23 protein-coding genes and 1 pseudogene are annotated in these 22,618 nt (G+C 63.4%); 13 read left to right on the forward strand and 11 right to left on the reverse strand.

Going from position 1 to position 22,618, the window contains the following annotated elements; translation table 11 throughout:
- Positions 1-167: 167 nt before the first annotated feature.
- The 4 genes from DW352_RS09720 (at position 168) to DW352_RS09730 (ending at position 3,245) form a co-directional block, all read left to right on the forward strand.
- The gene (locus tag DW352_RS09720; protein WP_115690720.1) at positions 168-656 is read left to right on the forward strand and encodes a hypothetical protein; all 489 of its coding nucleotides are present in this window, start codon (positions 168-170) and stop codon (positions 654-656) included.
- Between the two features lie 201 nt (positions 657-857).
- Positions 858-1,811: a toll/interleukin-1 receptor domain-containing protein gene (locus tag DW352_RS09725; protein WP_115690722.1), complete on the forward strand. Its 954-nt coding sequence runs from the start codon at positions 858-860 to the stop codon at positions 1,809-1,811.
- 4 nt (positions 1,812-1,815) lie between these two features.
- A complete protein-coding gene (locus DW352_RS26755) occupies positions 1,816-2,277 on the forward strand; it encodes a hypothetical protein (RefSeq protein ID WP_162826886.1) in 462 nt (153 codons plus the stop codon).
- A gap of 65 nt (positions 2,278-2,342) precedes the next feature.
- Positions 2,343-3,245 carry an HNH endonuclease gene (locus DW352_RS09730; RefSeq protein ID WP_115690724.1) on the forward strand — a complete coding sequence of 301 codons (903 nt, stop codon included), beginning with the start codon at positions 2,343-2,345 and terminating at the stop codon, positions 3,243-3,245.
- A 93-nt stretch (positions 3,246-3,338) separates the two neighbouring features.
- On the opposite strand, the pseudogene DW352_RS27310 reads toward DW352_RS09730, so the two are convergent.
- Positions 3,339-3,437 (reverse strand): annotated as a pseudogene (locus DW352_RS27310) (antitoxin); the annotation flags it as partial.
- Positions 3,438-3,537: 100 nt separating this feature from the next.
- Here DW352_RS27310 and DW352_RS09740 point away from each other — a divergent pair.
- On the forward strand, positions 3,538-3,768 hold the full coding sequence (locus DW352_RS09740; protein ID WP_115690726.1) for a hypothetical protein: 231 nt from the start codon (positions 3,538-3,540) through the stop codon (positions 3,766-3,768).
- On the forward strand, positions 3,765-3,890 hold the full coding sequence (locus DW352_RS27475; RefSeq protein WP_281011445.1) for a hypothetical protein: 126 nt from the start codon (positions 3,765-3,767) through the stop codon (positions 3,888-3,890). Before DW352_RS09740 ends, DW352_RS27475 begins: the two co-directional genes overlap by 4 nt.
- 185 nt (positions 3,891-4,075) lie before the next feature.
- On the opposite strand, the gene cynS is transcribed toward DW352_RS27475, so the two are convergent.
- The 4 genes from cynS to DW352_RS09760 form a co-directional block, all read right to left on the reverse strand.
- Complete coding sequence (cynS, locus tag DW352_RS09745; protein ID WP_115690728.1) at positions 4,076-4,564, reverse strand: cyanase; 489 nt, start codon at positions 4,562-4,564, stop codon at positions 4,076-4,078.
- Between the two features lie 55 nt (positions 4,565-4,619).
- On the reverse strand, positions 4,620-5,567 hold the full coding sequence (locus DW352_RS09750; RefSeq protein ID WP_115690730.1) for an ABC transporter ATP-binding protein: 948 nt from the start codon (positions 5,565-5,567) through the stop codon (positions 4,620-4,622).
- A gap of 4 nt (positions 5,568-5,571) precedes the next feature.
- Positions 5,572-6,411 carry a nitrate ABC transporter permease gene (ntrB, locus tag DW352_RS09755; protein WP_115690732.1) on the reverse strand — a complete coding sequence of 280 codons (840 nt, stop codon included), beginning with the start codon at positions 6,409-6,411 and terminating at the stop codon, positions 5,572-5,574.
- Between the two features lie 172 nt (positions 6,412-6,583).
- Positions 6,584-7,963: a CmpA/NrtA family ABC transporter substrate-binding protein gene (locus DW352_RS09760; protein WP_115690734.1), complete on the reverse strand. Its 1,380-nt coding sequence runs from the start codon at positions 7,961-7,963 to the stop codon at positions 6,584-6,586.
- 305 nt (positions 7,964-8,268) lie between these two features.
- On the opposite strand from DW352_RS09760, the gene DW352_RS09765 reads away from it, so the two are divergent.
- The gene (locus tag DW352_RS09765; protein WP_245434463.1) at positions 8,269-10,131 is read left to right on the forward strand and encodes a sigma 54-interacting transcriptional regulator; all 1,863 of its coding nucleotides are present in this window, start codon (positions 8,269-8,271) and stop codon (positions 10,129-10,131) included.
- 52 nt (positions 10,132-10,183) lie between these two features.
- On the opposite strand, the gene DW352_RS09770 is transcribed toward DW352_RS09765, so the two are convergent.
- The 3 genes from DW352_RS09770 to DW352_RS09780 form a co-directional block, all read right to left on the reverse strand.
- A complete protein-coding gene (locus DW352_RS09770) occupies positions 10,184-11,068 on the reverse strand; it encodes a sulfurtransferase (protein ID WP_115690736.1) in 885 nt (294 codons plus the stop codon).
- Between the two features lie 120 nt (positions 11,069-11,188).
- On the reverse strand, positions 11,189-12,310 hold the full coding sequence (locus DW352_RS09775) for an acyl-CoA dehydrogenase family protein (RefSeq protein WP_115690738.1): 1,122 nt from the start codon (positions 12,308-12,310) through the stop codon (positions 11,189-11,191).
- Positions 12,311-12,376: 66 nt separating this feature from the next.
- Positions 12,377-12,919, reverse strand: coding sequence for an OsmC family protein (locus DW352_RS09780; protein ID WP_115690740.1), 543 nt, complete (start codon positions 12,917-12,919; stop codon positions 12,377-12,379).
- 230 nt (positions 12,920-13,149) lie between these two features.
- Here DW352_RS09780 and DW352_RS09785 point away from each other — a divergent pair, with 230 nt between their 5' ends.
- Both DW352_RS09785 and DW352_RS09790 read left to right on the forward strand, forming a co-directional pair.
- Positions 13,150-13,767, forward strand: coding sequence for a TetR/AcrR family transcriptional regulator (locus DW352_RS09785; protein ID WP_115690742.1), 618 nt, complete (start codon positions 13,150-13,152; stop codon positions 13,765-13,767).
- A gap of 184 nt (positions 13,768-13,951) precedes the next feature.
- Positions 13,952-14,938 (forward strand): ribose-phosphate diphosphokinase, encoded by a 987-nt coding sequence (locus DW352_RS09790; RefSeq protein ID WP_115690744.1) that lies wholly within the window; start codon positions 13,952-13,954, stop codon positions 14,936-14,938.
- On the opposite strand, the gene DW352_RS09795 is transcribed toward DW352_RS09790, so the two are convergent.
- Positions 14,916-15,971, reverse strand: a complete 1,056-nt coding sequence (locus tag DW352_RS09795; RefSeq protein ID WP_245434388.1) for a hypothetical protein — start codon at positions 15,969-15,971, stop codon at positions 14,916-14,918. The genes DW352_RS09790 and DW352_RS09795 overlap by 23 nt on opposite strands.
- Before the next feature lie 155 nt (positions 15,972-16,126).
- On the opposite strand from DW352_RS09795, the gene DW352_RS09800 reads away from it, so the two are divergent.
- Both DW352_RS09800 and pncA read left to right on the forward strand, forming a co-directional pair.
- A complete protein-coding gene (locus tag DW352_RS09800; RefSeq protein WP_115694341.1) occupies positions 16,127-16,375 on the forward strand; it encodes a hypothetical protein in 249 nt (82 codons plus the stop codon).
- A gap of 19 nt (positions 16,376-16,394) precedes the next feature.
- Entirely contained in the window at positions 16,395-17,033 is a 639-nt protein-coding gene (pncA, locus tag DW352_RS09805) for a bifunctional nicotinamidase/pyrazinamidase (protein WP_210209959.1), read from the forward strand.
- Between the two features lie 19 nt (positions 17,034-17,052).
- On the opposite strand, the gene ppsA is transcribed toward pncA, so the two are convergent.
- Positions 17,053-19,443 (reverse strand): phosphoenolpyruvate synthase, encoded by a 2,391-nt coding sequence (ppsA, locus tag DW352_RS09810; protein ID WP_115690748.1) that lies wholly within the window; start codon positions 19,441-19,443, stop codon positions 17,053-17,055.
- A gap of 146 nt (positions 19,444-19,589) precedes the next feature.
- On the opposite strand from ppsA, the gene DW352_RS09815 reads away from it, so the two are divergent.
- Positions 19,590-20,018: a universal stress protein gene (locus tag DW352_RS09815; protein WP_115690750.1), complete on the forward strand. Its 429-nt coding sequence runs from the start codon at positions 19,590-19,592 to the stop codon at positions 20,016-20,018.
- A 109-nt stretch (positions 20,019-20,127) separates the two neighbouring features.
- Positions 20,128-21,240, forward strand: coding sequence for an SbmA/BacA-like family transporter (locus DW352_RS09820; RefSeq protein ID WP_245434389.1), 1,113 nt, complete (start codon positions 20,128-20,130; stop codon positions 21,238-21,240).
- Here the strand turns inward: DW352_RS09820 and DW352_RS09825 are convergent.
- Complete coding sequence (locus tag DW352_RS09825; protein WP_115690752.1) at positions 21,179-22,591, reverse strand: GH1 family beta-glucosidase; 1,413 nt, start codon at positions 22,589-22,591, stop codon at positions 21,179-21,181. The genes DW352_RS09820 and DW352_RS09825 overlap by 62 nt on opposite strands.
- Between the last annotated feature and the right edge of the window lie 27 nt (positions 22,592-22,618).

The following is a 22,618-nucleotide window of genomic DNA, read 5'->3' on the forward strand; positions in this document are numbered from 1 at the left end:
GCAGACGGATGACCTGCGCTATGTCCAAAGTGGTGGAGGAGAGAGGGAGATAGGCGTGCAATTCAATTATATATATACTATTAGTTGATTCTCTACCTGCTTCCGTTCGACGTCACTTCAAGGCGCTTAACGCTACCTATTCCCAATAGTTCTAACCGGGGCGTTCCATGGAAATATTCTCGAAGGGCATGCCTGCCCGATTGACTGACGTGCCAAACGGTCAGTGCTTCGCGTTCATGGCAGCCGACAATCTCGCGATCGCAATCAAGATCGCTTATCCTCAATCTCCAGATAGTCGAATTTTAATTCTAACATCCACCGCTGGACAACCGCCCGCACTCCAAAGTAGCCGACAGGCTACGCCGTCGATCGTCTACAAGCAGCCCGGCATGACCATCTTTACAGGCGCGGCGCCCAACCGTTTACGGAACGGCATCGGAACTCCCCAACCTGGCCACGTCATGCAATTTGATGATGATGTGTATCTTGGCTTTCTTGATGAGCATATTGATCCGAGCGCCGTGTCATTGAAAACGGGGCTAATCAATCCAAACACACTCAATGGACCCGCTGCAGTATTCGAAACTTGGCAGATCGGATTTGACGATGACGAAAAATTCGATCCCGTGTTCACCTACCAGCCGGCAAAAGAGTGAGAGGCCCATGCAGATGTCAACTTGGCAGAGCTAAAGCAAGAGCCTCAGCAAGCCCATAGGTCATTTCCTGAGAGATGCAATTCAAAGCTTCTGCGAAGCTTATAAATGCACTGATAACGCGGACATCGATCTGGATTTCTTGCGCTCCCCGTTCGAAAATGGAACTGGCGGTTGCGCCGTGTACCGGGGTCGGAGTCGACAATGCCTAGCGTCTTCTTTTCTTACTCGCACGCTGACGAGGCGTTACGAGATCAACTAGAAAAACAACTCTCCCTTCTTAAGCGCCAAGGAGTCATTGAAGTCTGGCATGATCGCAGGATCGGCGCCGGACAAGACTTTGGCAAGGAAATCGATCATCACATCGAAACCGATGATATCATTCTGCTACTTATCAGCGCCGATTTTCTCGACTCCAACTATTGCTACGAGAAGGAAATGGCTCGCGCGATGGCACGACACGAGGCTGGCGAGGCCGTCGTCATTCCCGTGATCTTGCGAGCCTGTGATTGGCACGGAGCACCATTCGGAAAGCTAAATGCGACGCCACCCGACGGCCGCCCGATAACGCAATTTCCAGACCGCGACCAAGCCCTATTGGAAGTTGCCAAGGCTGTGCGCGCAGTTGCCGAACGACTAGCACCCCGCGGGACGATCACGAGAGACAAAGCGCCAGGATCAGTTGGGGCTCCGGCTCCGAAGATCGATAGCGCTCCCCGCTCCAGCAATCTACGCGTCGCAAAACAGTTTAGCGAGCGCGACCGAGATGCCTTCAAAATTGATTGTTTCGAGTTTATGGCGAAGTTCTTCGAGAATTCACTGACCGAGTTGTCGCAGCGCAATCCAGGAATCGAGGGCAGCTTTCGTCGGATCGACGCAAACCGCTTTTCTGCGAAGATATACAAGAACGGAAAGTCCGTTGCGCAGTGCACAGTTTTTTTAGGTGACCAGTTCGCCTCGGGCATAGCCTATTCTTCGTCGGAAATGGGCAACGGATATAACGAACTACTTAGCGTCGATTCTGACGATCAAGCTATGTACCTCCGCCCGCTCGGCATGACGATAGCCCGCGCAGGCGGCGACCGCGCCAAGCTCTCTCAGGAAGGCGCGTCCGAAGCGTATTGGTCGATGCTAATCGAACGAATACAGGGGGGATAAAATCATGCTTTCGCCAGCGGAGTTTTCTGTCGGCTATATCGGAGACGCCGCGGCAGAACTGACACTTGTATGGCCCAGAAACTCCTACGAATATGCAATGCTGATTACACGCGCTTCCGGCTCCCCTTACGCCATATGCCTTGATGGGCAATTCCAATTTTCAGGTTTCAAATGCGAAGGCAGCACTTCATGGCGCGGCATTTTGATTCCGAATGTGACAGTCGAAGTTGATGAAGAAAGCGTCGTTGATAGCGCTGCGGCAGGGATACTGCTCCGGCGAGGCACACAGCTTGATGTTATGGCAAAATCCGACGGCGACTTTTCCGGCCTACTCAATGTCTCTATTGTCAATGGTTTGCCGCCCTGCGCAAATGGCATGAGTGCGGGTTTCGCAAAGTGGCGCATCACCCTCGGGGAGGGAATGACGAAGCGCGAGCTAAAACGGATCGAAGTTAGCCCAACTTAACTTCAAGAAAAACGAAAGCCGGCAGCTATACTGGGTGACTGCGATATCCGGGTTATAAACTGCGCATGGGTTACGGGGTTTTAATTCACCGGTCAGATTCGATCTACAACGACAGTCCCGCTGAGCGTTATCAATTTCCCAGTCAATATCTCGGCCGTGTTCAAGCCTGCGTCGGCGATTGGATCATATATTATGAGCCTCGCAAGGTGGCCGATACGCGGGGCTACTTTGCCATTGCGAAAGTCCAGCAGGTCATTCCCGATCCGGCAACGGCCGGTATGTACCTCGCACTCATCGAACCCGGCAGCTGCCTCGACTTCGCGACCCCCGTCCCATTCACCGACGCATCTGGCGTGGTGAATGAGCGAGGTGTTCTAAACGAAGAAGGAAGGATTTCCGGCCGCGCGCAATCAGCCGTCCGGCCAATCTCACCAAGCGATTTTAATCGTATCATCGCCTTGGGCCTGAACGACAGCGAGCCTATGCTCCCGCGCGTCGGCGAAGCACCTCCGATGCTCGATCTCCAGGAAGAACAAAGGCCGTTCGAGTTCGAGCAGAGCCGCGATCGCACGAGTTTTACTGTGTCACGAATCGTGCGCGATCGGATATTTCGCCGGACCGTATTGCGGGCCTACCCAGAACGTTGCGCCGTCAGCGGCCTCAAACTCATAAACGGCCGAGGCCGGGCGGAGGTCGCGGCAGCGCATATCCGCCCCGTTGAAGCCCACGGTCCCGATATCGTCAGCAACGGAATTGCACTTTCAGGCACCGTGCATTGGATGTTCGACCGAGGGCTGATTAGCCTCGCTGACGATCTGCAAATTCTCGTTTCGCGGCAGGCTAACGATCCCGATAGCATTCGAGCTCTTATCAACAAGAGCGGTTACGCGTTTGCCCCTCAGCGGACGTCTGAACGTCCGCATCCCCATTTCTTGCAATGGCATCGGGAACATTGCTTTAAGCAGTGAAGCTTCGCGCAAAACGTCCTTGTCTTCGAGACAGCAAGACGTGGATGCCCGGGACAAGCCCGGGCATGACGCCGAGAGTGCGGCGGCGACAAACATGATCGCTTCATCGCCCGGTAGTTCGAATTCCGCCGGGATACGGACCGCCTGGTTGCGGCCGTCACGAAACAGTCGGACGCGCTTCCGCTCTGACATGCTCGCTCTCTTCAACTTGGGCCAGCAACGATAGCACGCGCGGACATTGACAACTTCGACAACATTGTTCATGATACGTTCTCATCGTTGAGTTGTTGCCATGTTCCTGGTTCACAATGAGCGCACCAAACTCACTGCCTCCTGGCTGAATACGATCGCCACGGCGCTGATCGCGGCGGGCGCGTTCGCTCCTGCGGCAGCATGGCTTTATGGTCTGTCGTCATTGCCGGTTGGAGCTTTTTATGTGTCGGTGCTCGCGTTTGCTTGTGGCACCGTGGGCGTAAGCCTACACATGTCGGCATTGGCGATGCTCGGGAGATTGCGCGAATGACAGAATTCGGAATCTTCGCGATGGTGTGGCCGTTCGTGATGATCGGCTTTGCTGTGGTCTGCGTGCTCGCTTTTCACCGACTGCTGGACCTGCGCGAGCAGCGCCGTCACGCGGCGGAGTGAGCCGCGCCGAGGTCAGAGGTTTGTAAGACGTGGATGCCCGGGACAAGCCCGGGCATGACGCCGAGAGTGCGGCAGCGACAAGCGCATCACCGCTGCTACCCCACCCCGCTCACCTCGCGACGCTCGGTGAGCGACCCTCCCCACAAGGGGGAGGGTGAAGAGCGCGAGCGGCGCGGGGAAGCCCCCTACTCCTCCTTGAACCCATAGGCCTGCTGGTTGCCGGTCGCGCCGTAGTACTTGAACGGCAGGAATTTGCCGGTCATGCCGAGCTTGACGCGGTCGCCCTTCGGGTCCGGCTGGCGGTCGATGGTCATGTCGAAGTCGATCGCCGACATGATGCCGTCGCCGAACTCCTCCTCGATCAGCAGCTTCATCGCCGGGCCGTTGACCAGCACCAGCTCGTAGAGGCGGTAGATCAAGGGATCGGTCGGCGGCATCGGCGTCGCGGTGCCGCGCATCGGCACCTCGTTGATCATCGCCTCCTCGCTCTTGCTCAGGCCGAACAGCTTGGCCGCGTTCGCCGCCTGCGGCTTGGTCAGCTTGTGCTGGCCGAGGATCGCGCCGACGATCAACACCGGCGACATGCCGCCGATCGTCTCGCAGATGTGCTTCCAGCTCCAGCCCTTCTCGCGCTTGATGTCGAGCAGCTTTTCGGTGAGGTCTTCGCGCTTCATGGGAGTCTCCGGCGTTGTGACAAGGGAAGGTGAACGTTCGTCGTCGGGCAAAGCCTCACCCCGTTCGTTCCCGCGCAAGCGGGAACCCAGGGCCAGAGGCGCGATCCGTGTTGCTCTGGGTCCCCGCGTCCGCGGGGACGAACGGTGAAACGTCGGCGGGTGCCGCGCCCGGGCGCACCACGGGCACGTTCCGCGGATCGTAGGCCGCGCCTTTGTCGAAGCTCTTAGAGCGCGCGACCAGGAAGTCGATGATGTGGTTGCGCACGGCGTAATAGAGCGGATGCTTGTGCACGTCGGCGCGGGCGCGCGTCTTGGGCAGCGGGTTGTCGACGATCTCGGCGATCACCGCGCCGGGGCCGTTGGTCATCAGCACCACCTTGTCGGCGAGATAGATCGCCTCGTCGACGTCGTGCGTGATCATGAACACGGTCTGGCCGGTTTCGAGGCAGATGCGGCGCACCTCGTCCTGCAAGGTGCCGCGCGTCAGCGCGTCGAGCGCGGAGAACGGCTCGTCCATCAGCATGATCTTCGGCTCGATCGACAGCGCGCGCGCGATGCCGACGCGCTGCTTCATGCCGCCGGAGAGTTCGGCCGGGCGCTTGTGCTCGGCGCCGGTGAGGCCGACGACGTCGATGAAGCGCTGCGCGTGGGCGTTGATTTGCGCGGCGCTCCAGCGGCGGTGCTTGGAGGCGACGGCGTAGGCGACGTTGCCGAGCACGGTGCGCCACGGCAACAGCGCGTGGCTCTGGAAGATGACGGCGCGGTCGAGGCTCGGGCCGGCGATCGCCTGGTTGTCGACGATGACGGCGCCCTCGGACGGCGCGTCGAGGCCGGCGAGGATGTTGAGCACGGTGGTCTTGCCGCAGCCGGAGTGGCCGATGACGCAGACGAACTCGCCGCGCGCCATGCTGAGCCACAGGTTCTCGAAGATGGTGGTGTCGCCGCCGCCGGCCTTGGGATAGCGCCGCGCGATGCCCTCGATGGAGATGAACTTGTCGGTCATGCGTTCACTCCGGGAAGGTCACGAGCCGCGTCAGCCGCGCCAGCATCAGGTCGAGCAGCATGCCGACCACGCCGATCGTCACGATCGCCACTATCACACTACTAATAGAAAGATTATTCCATTCGTTCCAAACGTAGTAGCCAATGCCCGTTCCACCGACCAACATCTCGGCGGCGACGATCACCAGCCAGGCGATGCCGATGGAGATGCGCATGCCGGTGAGGATGGTCGGCGCGGCCGCGGGCAGGATCACCGTGAAGGCCTGGCGGAACGTACCGACTTCGAGCGTCTTGGCGACGTTGAGCCACTCCTTGCGCACATTGGCGACGCCGAAAGCCGTGTTGATCAAGGTCGGCCACAACGAGCAGATGAAGATGACGAAGATCGCCGACAGGCTCGAATCCTTGATGGTGTAGAGCGCGAGCGGCATCCACGCGAGTGGCGAGATCGGCTTCAATATCTGGATGAACGGATCGAGCGCGCGGCTCATCAGCGGCGACATGCCGATCATGAAGCCGACGGGAATGGCAAACAGCACCGCCAGCAGATAGCCGGCGAGAACGCGTGCGATGGAATAGCCAAGCTGGATGCCAAGCCCCTTGTCGTTCGGCCCCTTGTCGTAGAAGGGGTTCTTCAGCTGCTCCCAGAGCTTCGCTCCGACGTCGAACGGACCCGGCATGGCCGATTTGCCCTGCGTCGCGGTCGCCCCCATCAGCTTGGCGTATTCCGGATCCATGTTGGCCGCCGGACCGCTGCCGCTGACCGCAACCTGCCAGACGAGAATGAAGGCAACGAACAGCGCAATCGAGACGATCGCCGCGCGAAGGGAAAGCGAGAGGGTCATTGGCGGTTCTTCTCCCCTCCCCCCGCGGAGCGGAGCGAAGCGATGGGGAGGGGTCGGGGGTGGCGAGCCGCCTCACCGAAGCCCGCCCACCCCGACGCCTTCGGCGTCGACCCTCCCCGCCGCTCGCAGGTGCTCGCGGGGGGAGGGAAAGAGACCACAACAGCCTTCTGCATCACGCCGCCTTCTTGATCTTGAACGACGCGAGATACTCCTCGGGCTTGGCCGGGTCGAAGGTCTTGCCCATGACGACGAAAGTCTTCGACGTCGCGGTCGGCGGCGTCAGGCCCATCTCCTTCATCTGCTTCTGCATATCGGTCGCCAGGAACACCTGCTCGGCCACGCCCTTGTAGTCGACATCGCCCTTGACCTGGCCCCAGCGCTTCATCTGCGTCAGCATCCACACTGCGAAGGACTGCCACGGGAACGGATCGAAATCGACGCGCTTGGGGTCCTTCTTGATGCCGCCGAGCCCGTCGGCGTAGGTCCCGGTCAGCACCTGCTCAAGCACAGTCACCGGCGCGTTGATGTAGTTGGCCGGTGCGATCGCTTCCGCGATCTGCTTGCGGTTCTCCGCCTTGGAGCTGTAGGCGGTGGCGTCGACGATAGCGCGCGAGAGCGCCGCGAAGGTGTTCGGTGCCGTGGCGATGAACTCCTTCGAGGCCGCGAAGGCGCAGCAGGGATGCCCGTCCCAGATCTCCTTCGACAGGATGTGCAGGTAGCCGACGCCGTCATAGATCGCGCGCTGGCAGATGTTGTCGGGCGCAAGAAAGCCGTCGATGTTGTCGGCGCGCAGATTCGCGACCATCTCCGGCGGCGGCACCGAGCGCAATTGCACGTCGGTATCCGGATCGAGCCCGTGCTCGGCGAGATAATAGCGCAGCAGATAATTGTGCATCGAATAGTCGAACGGAATGGCGAACTTCATGCCTTTCCATTCCTTCGGGTCGCGCTTGTCCTTGTGCTTCATCGCCAGGGTGATGCCCTGGCCGTTGATGTTCTCGATCGCCGGCACGACGAAGGGCTGCGGCGTCGAACCGAGGCCGAGCGAGATCGCAACTGGCATCGGCGAAAGCATGTGCGCGGCGTCGTATTCCTTGTTCAGCGTCTTGTCGCGGACCACCGCCCAGCCCGCGGTCTTGACGACGTCGACATTGAGCCCCTGCTTTTCGTAGAAGCCCATTGGCTTGGCCATGATGATCGGCGTCGCGCAGGTGATCGGGATGAAGCCGACCTTCAGGTCCTTCTTCTCCAGCGGGCCGCCTTGGGCAAAGGCTTCGGTCGCGGTCTTCAGCGGGAAGAACTGCGACAGCGCGGCAAGCGCCGTCGAGGCGCCGACCGAGTGCAGGAAGGCGCGCCGAGTCGGCGCATCCGGAATGACGGCCTTGAGGACCGCCGAGGCGACGACGTTCTCGTAACGCTTCTCCTCGCTGGCCAAGGTCTGCTGGAGCTCGAGCTGCGCCTCGCGCTCGTGCTGGGCCTGATCGGCATGGTGGCCGCAGGTGCAGCCTCCCGTCATGCGCTTCGGATCGAACGGATTGTCGAAAATGGACATCGAAGCTCCCCCTCGCGGCCAAATGGCCGTGCTGTTCGCGGCAAAGGGAGTTCAGCAACAAGCGTGCCAGCGCGCCTGCGACCGATTTGCACCAGGAAGCCCCGCGTTTCGGCATTGATTTTGCTGAAGAGATTGGAAGGGACGCTACGAGATTTCATCGTCGACGTAATCTCGTACCGCATCCTACGAATTCTCGTATGAGCGACGAAGCGGATGCACTCATGACGCTGCCAGCGCCTCCTACCGGTGCCGAAATATGCGGCAATACCGTCTACGGTCCTGTCTTCGAATGCGGCAGCGAGCCCATGGTCGTCGTCGAGGCGCACACCGATCGCATCCGCGATGCCAACCCGGCCGCCTGCCGTCTGCTTGGCCACGAGCGCAGCGAACTCGCGCGCTTCGCCGCCAGCGCTCTCTTTCCCGATCAGCGGCCGGCGCTCATCGTCTTCTCCCAGGCGGTCATGGCCAAAGGCCACTATTGGACCCGGTCGCTCACCGCCTGTCATGCCTCCGGGCGCGAGATTGCGCTGGAGATCGCCGGCAGCATGTTGCCTGGGAAAACCGGTCCCTTGCTCCTGTTCACGCTCGGCGATCTCGCGACGCGCGAGCGCCGCGCCATCGACACGGAGGCGGAAACCTTCGTGCGCGGCGGCATCGCGGAATGGCAGCGCATCGAACGCGTCTTCCGCGACATCGAGCGTGAGAACCAATTGATCCTCCGCGCCGCCGGCGAAGGCATCTATGGCGTCAATGCCGAGGGCAAGACGACCTTCGTCAACCCGGCGGCCGAACGCATGCTCGGCTGGAAGGCCGAAGACCTCGTCGGCCGCGATATGCATTCGATCGTGCATCACAGCCGGCCCGACGGCTCGCATTATCCGGAAGTGCACTGCCCGATTTATGCGGCCTTCCGCGATGGCGCCGTGCACAATGTCGTCGACGAAGTGTTCTGGCGGCGCGACGGCTCGTCGTTCTTTGTCGAGTATACATCGACGCCGATCCGCGACCGCGGCGTCGTGGTCGGCGCCGTGATCGTGTTTCGCGATGTGACGCAGCGGCGCGAGGCCGATGAGAAGTTGCGCGCGGCGCACGAGGAGATGGATGGCCTCCGCAAGCGGCTCGAACTCGAAAACGCCTATCTGCAAGAGGAAATCCGCCTCGAAGGCAATCATCACGGCATCATCGGCCGCTCGGCGGCAATCCAGAAAATCCTGCGCCAGGTCGAACTGGTGGCGCCGACCGACGCGAGCGTGCTGATCACCGGCGAATCCGGCACCGGTAAGGAGTTGATCGCACGCGCCATCCACGAAGCGAGCCGGCGTAGCGACCGGCCGCTCATCCGCGTCAATTGCGCGGCGATCCCGCGCGAGCTCTTCGAGAGCGAATTCTTCGGGCACGTCAAAGGCGCTTTCACCGGCGCGCTGCGCGACCGTGTCGGCCGCTTCGAGCTTGCCGACGGCGGCACATTATTCCTGGACGAAGTCGGCGAAATTCCGCTCGAACTGCAAGGCAAGCTGCTGCGCGTATTGCAGGAAGGCAGCTTCGAACGGGTCGGCGAGGAGCGCACCCGCTCGGTCGATGTCCGCGTCATCGCCGCGACCAACCGTGAACTCAAGGAAGAGGTGCGGCGCGGCCGTTTCCGCGAGGATCTCTATTTCCGCCTCGACGTCTTCCCGATTCATTCGGCGCCGTTACGCGAACGGCGCGACGACATCCCGCTTCTGGCGCAGCATTTCGTCCGTAGCGAGGTGCGCAAGCTCAAGACCGGCGACTTGCGGCTGACCGAAGCGGATGCCCGCAAGCTGACCCAATACGACTGGCCCGGCAATGTGCGCGAATTGGAAAACGTCATCGAGCGTGGCGCCATCTTGGCACGGTCGGGGCGATTGCGGATCGACCTGCCGGACGGAGGCAAGGCTGCAGTCGGCACGGCACGCGCCGGGGCGTTGCGGCCGACCGCCACGAGCGCCGTCAAACCGACCTTGCTGACGGACGACGAACGGCGCGAGCGCGACCGCGCCAATATCATAGCAGCGCTCGGAGCTTGCGGCGGCAAGGTGTTCGGGCCGGGCGGCGCCGCCGAACTGCTCGACGTCAAGCCGACGACGCTGGCCTCGCGCATCAAGTCCCTCGGCATCGTGCCGCCGCGCAATGCGGCGGCACGATAAGCTTGGCGAGACGAATTTGCGGACGCCGAAGCGAACTCCGGCGCCCGAACCGTTATGCTGCGGCGACCGCTGACGGACCCGCGCTGTAAGGCAGCCCCTCCTCGATCGGCAATGACGGATCGCGCGACCATTCGTTCCAGGAGCCGAAGTAGAGGCTGACGTTCTTGATGCCCGCCTCCTTGAGCGCCACCAAGGTGTTGGAAGCCCGCGCGCCTTTGAAGCAATAGAGCACGACCGGCGTATCGGGCGTGACGCCGACGCTGGCGCATTCAGCAAGGATTTCCGGCGCCGACTTGAACATCGGGCCGGCCGAAGTCGGCTTCATCATGCGGTACCATTCGATCCAAACGGCGCCGGGGATGCGGCCTTTGCGCGGGCAAAAGTCCTTGCCGTAGGGCGAAGACGAGTCGGCGATCCATTCGTCGACGTCGCGGGTGTCGAGTTTGACGATGTTGGGATCGGCGACCGCGGCCTTCATGCCGTGCAGATCGACGAGGATCGAAGCCGCCTTGGGATCGATATCGAAGCTCGCGGCTGCGGGCGCCGGCACGTCGGTCGTGGTCGGCAGGCCGGCAGCCGTCCAGGCGGCGTAACCGCCGTGCAGGATCGCCACTTTGGGATAGCCGAGATAGGTGAGTAGCACGTAGCCGCGACACGATTGGCCGAAGCCGGAGTTCATCGACTGCTCGTAGACCACCGCGGTCTCTTTGCCCGACAGACCGGCCGCGCCGAAGATGGCGGCGAACTTCTCGCGCATGGCGGCGACGCCATCGGGCGTCGAGGTGGCGAGATAGGTGAAGATGTCGTGGATATTGACGGCGCCAGGGAGATGGCCGGCGGCATAAGTCGCCGGATCGCGCGTATCGATCAGGACGATGTCGTCCGAGGGCAGCATGGACGAGAGTTCGGAGGGCGTAACGAGCACTTTCTCAGTCATGGGTCGCTCCTACTGGATGTTCGACGCTTCCCGGCGTGATCATCTTGGACCGCAGGGGGCCAGCCTGACGTTGGGCCGCTGTGCTTCTCCTTTCCGTTTCGACGCGTTCAATGCTCCTCGTCAGTGCGCCATGTCGGCGAGCATCTTCTTGAGCTGCTTGGTGGCCGGCGTGACGATGGCGACGAAGTAGGCTTCGCGCAGGCGGCGCTGCGCCGCGCCGGTCGTGACATAGCCGCGCGCGCCGCAATGGAGCATCGCGGCATGCGCCGCCGCGACCGAGGCTTCACCGGCGGCGAGCCGCGCCTCGATCACAGCGCGCCAATAGCCGGGATCGGTTTCGAACGGCGTGGCGCACAGGGCCGTCACCGCGCTCTCCATCGCCGCGAGCTGTTCGGCAATGTGCTCGGGTTGCGCGTCGAGATATTTGTTCACATGGCCGAGCGGGCCCTTCACCTGCTGCATCAGGTTGATGCAATCGCGGATGAGACCGAAGGCCATGCCGGCCTGCAACAGCACGAAACCGGCGCGGATCTTCTTGATGTAGGCATCGCACGGATCGGCGATGATCGACGAGTCCGGCACGAAAACGTCGCGCATCTGCACCGCGAAGGTGCGCGTGCCGTCGAGCGCCACGAATCTGGTGTTGTCGGCAAGCGACAGACCTTCGGAGGCGCAGGGCACGATCGCCATTACATTGCGTTTGCCGCCCTCCTCCACCTCGAACACCGCGCCGAAGTAATGGTCGTCGCCTAGATTGGATACGAACGGCAACAGGCCGCGCACGATATAGCCGCCTTCGACGCGCTTGCCCTTAAGGCGCAAGCCTTCGATGCCGAAGAAGGATTTCATCGGGTTCGACAGCGCCGTGCCGCCGAGCGCTTCGCCGGCGGCGACGCGCGGCAGCAGCGTTTCTTTCAGATGTTCGTTGTCGGAGGCGAAGATGTACCAACCGAGCGCGTCCTGACACCAGACGCAGAACGAGGTCGACAGACAGTATTCGCCGGCCGCCGCCATTGCGCGCACGGCCGTGTCGATGTCCGGCATGCCGTCAGCCGGCAGATGCGCGGCATAGCCGCCGAGACGGCCATAGCCGCGCATCACCGCTTCCGGGTAATAACCCTCGGCGTCGATCTTATGCACGAGGGGCGCGAGCTCGCGCGCCGACAAATCCCGCATGGCGGCGATAACGTCCGCGCCGGCGGACGGCTTGTCTTCGTTGCGAGCAACCGAACTCTCGAGCATTGCGCACCCCTCATTGCATCCGACGTTGGCGGCGAAACGGCGCGAGGTTGCCCCCGCGCCGCTTGATCAAGCCAAGGTCACATCGAGATTGACCGGCCGGGTGAAGGTGTTCGCCACCGGCGACCACTGCTTGGCGTGCGCGATCAGCGCGTCGAGCTCCTCGCGCGGACGGTCTGCTTCAAAGGTGACCTTGGCGCGCACGTCGGTGAAGCCGACCGGCTTTTCCGAGAGGTCGCCGGTGCCCCAGACGCCGGTGATGTTGAGATCGCCCTCGAGTTCGATCTCGAGCTTGTAAACGGTGATCCCGCGCGCGACCGCATTGGCATGAATGCCGACAGCCAGGCACGAACCAAGTGCCGCGAGCGAGGCCTCGGACGGGTTCGGCGCGGTGTCGTCGCCGAGCAGGCCCGGCGGCTCGTCAACGATATAGGGCGGCAGCGTGCGCACGAAATTGAGGTGGCGAAAGCGCCCCTCCGCAACAGTCTTGCACTTGAGCGTCTTGATGACCTTCGGGTCGGCCTTGCCCTTGGCGATCAGTTCGTCGAGGCCCGCCTTATCGATGGGAGCGAGACACCCGGTCAGGGCGGTCTTGGCGACGGCTTGGGTCATTGGTTTCCTCTCTGCGGTTAGGATACAGAACGTTCTGTATTATGCAGGAGACGTGCCAGCCGGAAAAACCGTGGTGAATCAGACATCGCGCGCGCGCGGGCCGGCGAGAACGGCCCGAACGCTCAATTTCTGATCATCGCGCCAAGGCAGGTTGCCCGCAGGGAGTGCAGAGACAGAACGGTCGTTCTACTTTTTATTGCGCTCCGCCGCGACGCGCTTTAACTGGAGATATGGACGCCGCCACCGCCAGCCCTGCCCTCGACGCGCCGATCGACACGGCACCAGTCCCGGTGTCATCGCCGCAGGAGCGATTGATCGAGGCGGCAACGCGGCTGTTCTGCCGTTACGGCATCAACTCGGTCGGCGTCGATGCCATCGTCGATGCGGCCGGCACGGCGAAGACCACTCTTTATAAGAGCTTCGGCTCTAAGGACGGCTTGGTGGAGGCCGTGCTCGAACGCGAAGGCCGCGCCTGGCGCGATTGGTTCCTCGCCGAGATCGATGGGCCGGGCGGCACGGCGCGCGAACGGCTCGGCCGCATCGCGCCGACGCTCAAGCTCTGGTTCGAACGCGAGAACTTCTACGGCTGCCCCTTCATCAACGCCGTCGGCGAAAGCGACAAGGCCGACGATCGCATGCGCAACCTCGCCATTGCGCACAAGAAGGTGGTGCTCGAGCGGCTGTCGACGTTGTGCGGCGAGGCCGGCTTCGCGCAGCCGCCGCAGGTGGCGCATGCCTTGGGGCTGATCATCGACGGCGCCATCGTCGCGGCGCTTGTCACCCGCGACGCCGGTGTCGCCGATACAGCCGCCATGGCCTGCGACGCGCTGATCAAGAGCCGCCCGTAGTCGCGCGACCGCGCCCTTGCGGCAGATCAAGCGAACGCGAGTCCCATCATCCTATGGTGGTTCTCCGCTCATTCCCGCGAAAGCGGGAACCGAGTAGGCTCTAACAAACTCGCACCGCCGCGCTGGGTCCCCGCTTTCGCGGCGACGAACGGAAATCGGTTGGCCTTCCGTCAGGACCGCGCCCATGGCAACGCACCCTCTCCGCCTGTTCGCGCTCGACGCCAGCGCCGCGCTCGGCCGGGCGATCGCTGAAGCCTTGGGCGCACCGCTCGCGAACCATGAAGAGCGTGACTTCGAGGACGGCGAGCATAAGGCGCGCCCGCTCGACGCGGTCGACGGCGCCGACGTCTATGTGGTGCAGAGCCTCCACGGCGGGCCGGCCGAGAGCGTCAACGACAAGCTCTGCAGTCTGTTGTTCTTCATCGGCGCGCTGAAGGACGCCGGCGCGGCCCGCGTCACCGCGGTGACGCCGTATCTCTGTTACGCGCGCAAAGATCGCCGCACCAAACCGCACGATCCAGTCACGACGCGCTACATCGCCGCGCTGTTCGAAGCCGTCGGCACCGATTGCGTCGTGACGCTGGAGGTGCATAACCCCGCGGCGTTCGAAAACGCCTTCCGCTGTCGTACGGTCGCGCTGACCGGCACACCGTTGTTCGTCGATTACCTCAAGAACGCGTTGGCCGCCGGACCGCTGTCGGTGATCTCGCCCGATGCCGGCGGCATGAAGCGCGCCGAAATGCTGCGCGAGACGCTGGAAGCCGCGCTCGGGCGTCCCGTCGGCAAGGGCCTCGCCGAGAAACACCGCAGCGCCGGTGTCGTCTCCGGCGACCTGTTCGTCGGCGATGTCGCCGGCACCACGGCGCTGATCGTCGACGATCTCATCAGCACCGGCGGCACGCTGCTGCGCGCCGCGCGCTCGGCGCGCGCCGCCGGGGCCAAACGTGTGCTGGCGCTCGTCTCGCACGGGTTGTTCATGAAAGGCGCGGCCGATGTTCTTGCCGATGCCGCCATCGACCAGATCATCGTCACGGACACGGCGGCACCATTCCGGCTCGATCATCCCGACGCGAACAAGAAACTCGTCGTTCTTCCGTCCGCGCCACTGCTCGCCGAAACCATCCGCCGTCTCAACGAGGCCCGCGACCTCACCGACTTGATGGCGTTTTAAGGAACGCCTCCAACTTCCGCGCACTCCTCGCCGCCAGGGCCAGATACTCGCGCGCTACGCGCGGCCATTTCTCCGGCGTGCGCGGATGGGGCTCGTACAGATGGGCGATCGCGAGCCGCGCCCGCAACGTCGCGCGGTAACAGTGATAGAACGTGAACAGCAGGTCCGTTGGACCGTCGCGCAGCTCGCGCATCAAGCGGCGGCGCAATAACTCTCCAGCCCAGGCCGCGCCGAGCCGCTCGCATTCGAGGCTCAGGAACGCGACCTCGTCGAACGGATCGACCACGCGCAGCCGCGCGTTGAATTCGAGGCAATCGATGATGCGTACGTCGTCGTCGAGACAAATGTGCTCCGGCCGCAGATCGCCGTGGCCGTCGACGACGCGGCGATGCCGGAAGCGGGCATCGATCAAACCGCTGCACTGGCGCAGAAACCGGCGCTGCGCATGATCGATACGCCAAACAAGCCCAGAAGGCAGAGAGAAACGGCCGTCAAGCAGGACACGACGATTGTAGTCGAGGCTGCGCAGCAGCTCAGCCCGATAAACGGTCGGCGCAATCAGCGTCGGCTCAGCCATGCGATAAAAGCGCGCCAGCGCATCGACCAGCCGCGCGACCTGCGCCGCCGTCAGCCGGCCGTCGGCGATGAGCCGGTCGAGCATGAAGCGCTCGTCGAGCCGCTCCATGCACACCAGCCAGTCGACGACGGTCCCCTCGCCGCCGAGCGACAAACGGCCGTGCGACTGCACCAGCGGCACGACATCGCGATAGACCTGCGGCGCCAGACGGCGATTGAGCGCCAATTCCGCTCGGCAAGCCCGCTCGCGCCGCGCCAAGGTCGAGAAATCGAGATAAGGGAACCGCACCGGCTTCTTGAGCTTGTACACGCGGTCCCCGGCGAGAAAGACCCAGGACATATGCGTTTCGCGACATGCGACCGCGGCGGGAACCGGCCGGTACGTCTCCGGGCGGCTCAGAAACGAGACCTTGGCGTCCAGGGTCGGCGCGTCGCCGGCCGCCTGATGTCCGTGCACCCGCTGCTCCGCCGCCATGTGCTATTATGAGCCTGCCGGTTTTAACGGATCAGCCCTGCCCGCGCTTGATACGGGTCAAACCGTCACGCTCTCCCGCCGGCATAGTCTTTGTTTCTTGAATGCGGTTGTCGGCAGAACCAGAGGGAGGTGTTGAAATGGCAACCACACCCACGCCCATCAAGAATGCCATGTTCGAGGATATCGTTGCCATTCTTGGCGATATCGATCAGGACAAGGTCCTTGCCATTGTCGACTTGAGACCGACAATGGCCGAAGTTGAGGCTGCTTCGCTGTGGCTATCGGGCGACGACGACGTGTTCGGCGCCGGCGAGCCGCTGAAGGGCAATGCGGCCGCGATCGTCAACATCCTCAGCGCGAACGAGGAGGATGAACGGTCACGCTGAACGAGGGATCGCGGTGGCAATGACCGAACGCTTCACTGTCGGCGATAGCGACGTGCTGCTGGTCGTCGACGTCCAGAACGACTTCTGCCCCGGCGGACGGCTGGCGGTGCCCGAAGGCGACGCGGTGGTGCCGGTCATCAATGCGCTGGCGCGGCGCTTCGCCCATGTGGTGCTGACGCAGGACTGGCATCCGGCAGGACACCTGTCATTCGCCTCCTCGCATCCGGGCAAACAGCCGTATGAGATGATCACGGTCTCTTACGGACCGCAGGTTCTGTGGCCGGACCATTGCGTTCAAAACACATCCGGCGCTGCCTTCCGCGGCGATCTCGATATCCCGCAGGCCGAACTCGTGCTGCGCAAGGGCTACCACCGCGAGATCGACTCCTATTCGGCCTTCTACGAGAACGACCGCGCCACGCGGACCGGCCTCACCGGCTATTTGCGCGAGCGCGGCCTCAAACGCGTGTTCGTCGCCGGCCTCGCATTCGATTTCTGCGTCCGCTACTCGGCCGAGGACGCCCACCGCGAAGGTTTCGCGACGGTCGTCATTGAGGATGCCTGCCGCGGCATCGACATCGCCGGCTCGGTCGCGGCCACGCGCGACGTTTTGCGCGATCACGCCATCCCCTGCGTCGGTGCGAGCGCGGTCGTCTGACGCGCAACCTTGGTCGCCATTACGTCTTTCCCTCCGCTTCGGCCACCACGTCGATGGTGTGCAGCAGGCTGGACGGATTGACGCTGATCGAGTCGATGCCGAGCTTGGCGAGGAAGCTGGCAATCTCCGGATAATTGGCCGGCGCCTCGCCGCAGATGCCGACATGACGGCCATTGCGCTTGGCGCCGGTGACGGCGAGCCGCAGCATCTCCAGCATGCCGGGATCGCGCTCGTCGAAATCGAAAGCGACGATGTCGGAATCGCGGTCGACGCCGAGCGTAAGCTGGGTCAGGTCGTTGGAGCCGATGGAGAAGCCGTCGAACAGTTCTGCGAAAGCATCGATCTGGATGACGTTGTTGGGGATCTCGCACATCACGTATATCTCGAGACCGTTCTCGCCGCGCTTGAGACTGTTCGCCGCCATCGTCTCGATCACGCGCCGGGCCTCCTCGACGCGCCGGCAGAACGGCACCATCACCAGCACATTGGTCAGGCCCATGTCCTCGCGCACGCGGCGAAGCGCCGCGCATTCCAGCGCGAAGCCTTCCCGGTAGGCCGGATGCGCATAGCGCGCCGCGCCGCGGAAGCCCAGCATCGGGTTCTCCTCCCGAGGCTCGAAGCCCTCGCCACCGACGAGCCGGGCATATTCGTTGGTCTTGAAGTCAGACAGGCGCACGATCACCGGCTTGGGGTAGAACGCCGCGCCGATGGTGCCGATGCCTTCCGACAGCTTGCGCACGAAATAGTCGGACGGGCTCGCGTAGCCACGCACGAGCTTGGCGATCTCCTCACGCGCCGCCGGCGATGTCACCCTCTCCGGGTGCACCAACGCCATCGGATGCACGCGGATATGCTCGCTGATGATGAACTCCATGCGGGCAAGGCCGACGCCGTCGCTCGGCAGCATGGCGGAGCGGAAGGCGAGATCGGGATTGCCCAGGTTGAGCATGATCGCCGTGCGCGGCTTTTTCAGCGCGGCGAACTCGACCTTGGTGGTCTTGATCGGCAGCGCACCGTCGTAGACGCGGCCGACCTCACCCTCGGCGCACGACACCGTCACCTGTGCGCCACCCGTCAACTTCCGCCGCGCGTCTTCGGCTCCAACCACCGCCGGCACGCCCAGCTCGCGCGCGACGATGGCGGCATGGCAGGTGCGCCCGCCGCGCTCGGTGACGATGGCCGCGGCGATCTTCATCACCGGCTCCCAATCCGGAGTCGTCTGTTCGGCGACCAGCACCTCGCCCGGCTTGAAGTCGGTCAACTGCCGCGCATCGGTGACAATGCGCACCGCGCCGGATGCGATCTTCTCGCCAACAGCCCGGCCCGTTGCCAGCGCTGTGCCTTGCGCGCCGAGCGCATAAGTCTCGAAGCCCGTCTGCGCCCGTTGCGACACCACCGTCTCGGGCCGCGCCTGGATGACGTAAAGCTGACCGTCCTCGCTGTCCTTCGCCCATTCGATATCCATCGGCATCGAATGCCCGGCATTGGCCGAATAGTGCTGCTCGATGGCGATCGCATCGCCCGCAAGCTTGAGCACTTCGTCATCGTCAAGACAGAAGCGCGCCTGCATGTCTTCCGGCACCGGCACGTTCCGCGTGCCACCATCCTCGGCATAGATCATGCGCAGATGCTTGCGGCCGAGCGCGCGCGATAGCACGGCGCGCTTGCCGGCGCGGTAGGTCGGCTTGTGCACATAGAACTCGTCCGGATCGACGACCCCCTGCACGATGTTCTCGCCGAGACCGTAAATGCCGGAGACGAACACGACATCGCGGAAACCGGACTCGGTGTCGAGCGTGAACATGACGCCGCTGGCGGCATTGCCGGCTCGCACCATCTTCATCACGCCGACCGACAGCGCGACCTTGAAGTGATCGAAGCCGTTGTCGATCCGGTAGGAGATGGCGCGGTCGGTGAACAACGAGGCGAGGCATCGCCGCGTCGCCTCGAATAGCGCGTCCGGCCCGCTGACGTTGAGATAACTTTCGTGCTGGCCGGCAAAGCTGGCATTCGGCAGGTCTTCGGCGGTTGCCGAACTGCGCACCGCGACCGCGACGTTCGCGCCATATTCGGCCTCGAGCTGCCGATAGGCGCGCACGACCTGTTCGTTGAGCCAGCCGCTGTCCGCCGCCGCATAGACGATGCGGCGTGCTTCCGCGCCGGCCGCGGCGAGGCGTGCGATATCGCGCTTGTCGAGGCCGTCCAGCAGGCGGTGCAATGGTTCCCAGGCCTTGGCCTCGGTGAGCACGTCGCGGAAGGCGTCAGCGGTCACGGCAAAGCCATTGGGCACGCGCACGTCCGCGGAGGCCAACGTCGCATAGAGCTCGCCGAGCGATGCGTTCTTGCCGCCGACTTGGCCGACATCGGCAACGCGGATATCGGCGAACCAGCGAATGCAATCCTGCGGCATGAGTCACCTTCTTATGGTAGGCTTATACGAACGCGCCGGGCCACCGCGGCATTGATGTCAGTCAAAGGCCGCGTCGGGCTTTGGTTCTTGACCGCGACTGCTGGTTCCGCCTTTGATGGTGCCGAACCACGATGAGCATCAGCCGGATGAAACGCGTCCTCGTTGCGACCGACGGCTCGGATGGCGGCAATCGCGCCGTCGACGCCGCAGCCGAACTGGCCAAGACGACCAACGCCACCCTCGTCATCGCCACCGTCGGCGGCAACGTGACCGGCGCCGAGTTGCGACGGCTGGCGAGCACCGACGGCGACCTGTCGAAGACGCTTGAGACGAAGGCGGACCGCGTCCTGCGGCAGGCGGCGCGACGCGCCCGGCGGCTGGGCATCAAAAGCCCGATCCTGCGGTGCGGCTGGGGCGACCCGGCCGAAACGATCCTCGATTTCGTGCGGCGCGAGAAGGCCGATGTTGTCGTGGTCGGCCGGCGTGGCCGCAGCCGCCTGAGCCAATTGTTGCTCGGCAGCGTTTCGCAAAAGGTCACCAATCTCGCCCCGTGTACGGTGGTCGTGGTGCCCTGAGGCGGGCGACCGTCATCCGGCACATGATACAGATCAAGGCGGGAACGGGCCCTCCCGCCTCATATGGCGCAGACGCTAGCGGTATCCGCCGGCAAACCAGGCGCCCCTTATGCGGTTCTTCGATTTCAGCGCCTTCATGTTCAACCATAAGGAGTTGACGGAGCGCTTCTGGCATTCGGCCCTGCTGCTCTGGCGCGACCGCAAAAGCTGGGCCGTTGCGCTCGGCACGTGCCTCCTCATCATCGTCCTGCTCCAACTCGTGGTGCAGGTGCTGCTCAATCTCTGGAACCGTAACTTCTTCGACGCGCTCGAGAAGCGCGATGCGGCCACGCTCTGGTATCAGGCCAAGATGTTCGTCCCGCTGGCCGCCTTCAGCGTATTGCTCGCGGCGACGTCGGTATGGGCGCGCATGACCGCGCAACGCGGCTGGCGCGAGGCTCTCACGCGCCGCGTCGTCGGCCGATGGCTGCAGAACGATCGCTTCCGCCATCTCAACGGCATGGTGAAGGGCACCGAGAACCCCGAATATCGGATCGCGGTCGACATCCGTGTCGCCACCGACGCGCCGATCGATCTGCTGCTGGCCTTCGTGACGTCGCTTCTGACCGCCTTCACGTTCTTCGGCGTGCTGTGGACCATCGGCGGCAGCCTCGCCGTGCCCGTTTTCGGCGTCACGATCACTATCCCCGGCTATCTGGTGATCGGCGTCATCCTCTATTCGGGCGCGATGTCGACATTGATGATGTTCGTCGGTCATCACATGACCGGAGTCATCGAGCGCATGAACCAGTCGGAAGCGGAGTTCCGCGCCGCCGCCGACGCCTTTCGCGGCGAAAAGGTCGCCGAAGACGCCAAGCCGATCGACGGCGAGAAGCGCAACGCGCTATGGCTGCGGCTGCAGGCGGTGCTGCTGTGGTGGCGCGAATTTTGCTGGCAGCTGGTGCGCACCACGCTCATTTCGCACAGCAATTTCCTGCTGGCGCCGGTCGTGGCCTGGCTCCTGTGCGTGCCGAAATACTTGAGCGGCGCGATGACGCTCGGCGAGCTGACCCAATCCGCCGCCGCCTTCGTCACGGTGCAAAGCGCGTTCAACTGGCTGGTCGACAACTACCAGCGCCTCGCCGACTGGCGCTCATCGGTGCACCGGGTCGGCAGCCTGCTCATCGCGCTCGATGAGCTGGAGGCCAAGGAAAATGCCAAGCCTGGGCCCGCGCAACCTTGATCAATCCCTTGTACCAGTCGAAGGACGCTTTCGGCGTGCGCTTCTGCGTCGGATAATCGATGTAGACGAGTCCGAAGCGCGCGGCATAGCCGCTGTCCCACTCGAAATTGTCGAGCAGCGACCAGACGAAATAGCCGCGGATGTCGGCGCCTTCGGCGGCGGCATCGTTCATCGCGTTGATGTAGCCCTTGAGAAAGGCAATCCGGTCGTTGTCGATCACGGCGCCGGTGATATCCGGCTTGTCATGGCCGCCAAAGCCGTTCTCGGTCACGTAGACGGGTAGACCATAGTCTTTCGTCACGCGCAGGAGGCTGTCGCGAAAGCCGTCCGGTTCGATCGGCCAGTCCATCGGCGTCACCGGAATGCCCGGCGGGCGATCGCCGAAGCCGAACCGGAAGCGTGCGGCGTTGTCGGTGCGCACATAGATCGGGCTGTAGTGGTTGAGGCCGAACCAATCGACCGGACGATGAATCCGCTCGAGATCACCTGGCCGCATGATGGCCTCCATCGCCGGACCCAGCAGTTCGGGATAGCGGCCGAGAAACTGCGGGTCGGGGTAGGCTCTGTTCCAATAGGTGTCCGCCCAGCGCGCGCCGTCCGCATCGGCCGGCGACGACGGCCGGCATGGCTGCACGTTGTGGATCGACCCGAGCGAGCATCCGCCGACGCGCGCGCGCAAGACGTCTACCGCCGCGCCGTGACTGAGGTTCACATGGTGGATGGCGTGGTGCAGTTCCTCGATCGGCGTCTCGTCGCGGTTGCCGCGGCCGAAGCCATAGCCGAACAGCGTAAAGATTGCCGGCTCGTTGAAGGTCGCGAAGCGCTTGACCCGGTCGCCGTAACGATCCGCCACCAGCGCGGCATAGTCGGAGAACCAGCCGACGCTGTCGCGGTTGGTCCAGCCGCCGAGGTCGTCGAGGGCCTGCGGCAGATCCCAATGATAGAGACACAGCCACGGCTCGATGCCGGCCGCGAGCAAGCCGTCGATCAGCCGATCGTAGAAGGCTAGGCCCGGTTCGTTTGCCTGCCCCCGCCCCTGCGGCAAAACGCGCGGCCAGGCGACCGAGAACCGGTAGGCCTGCACGCCGAGCTTCTGCATCAACGCAATGTCTTCGGGATAGCGATGATAATGATCGCACGCCACGTCGCCGGTGTCCTTGCCGGGAATGACGCCGCGCCGCCCGTCGGTGTCCCACACGCTCGGACCGCGCCCATCGACCCGCGTCGCGCCCTCGATCTGAAAGCTGGAGGTCGCGGCACCCCAGATGAACTCCGGACGCAAGGCCGCAATGCGCGGCGCGCCCGGGGCAGTCGGCTCGGGCCCGTTCGTGTCGCCTGCGCTTTTGTCCACTTGCCGTCGCTCCTTGCACGTCGTCGC

The sequence above is a fragment of the Pseudolabrys taiwanensis genome, from assembly GCF_003367395.1.
Classification (GTDB): Bacteria; Pseudomonadota; Alphaproteobacteria; order Rhizobiales; family Xanthobacteraceae; genus Pseudolabrys; species Pseudolabrys taiwanensis.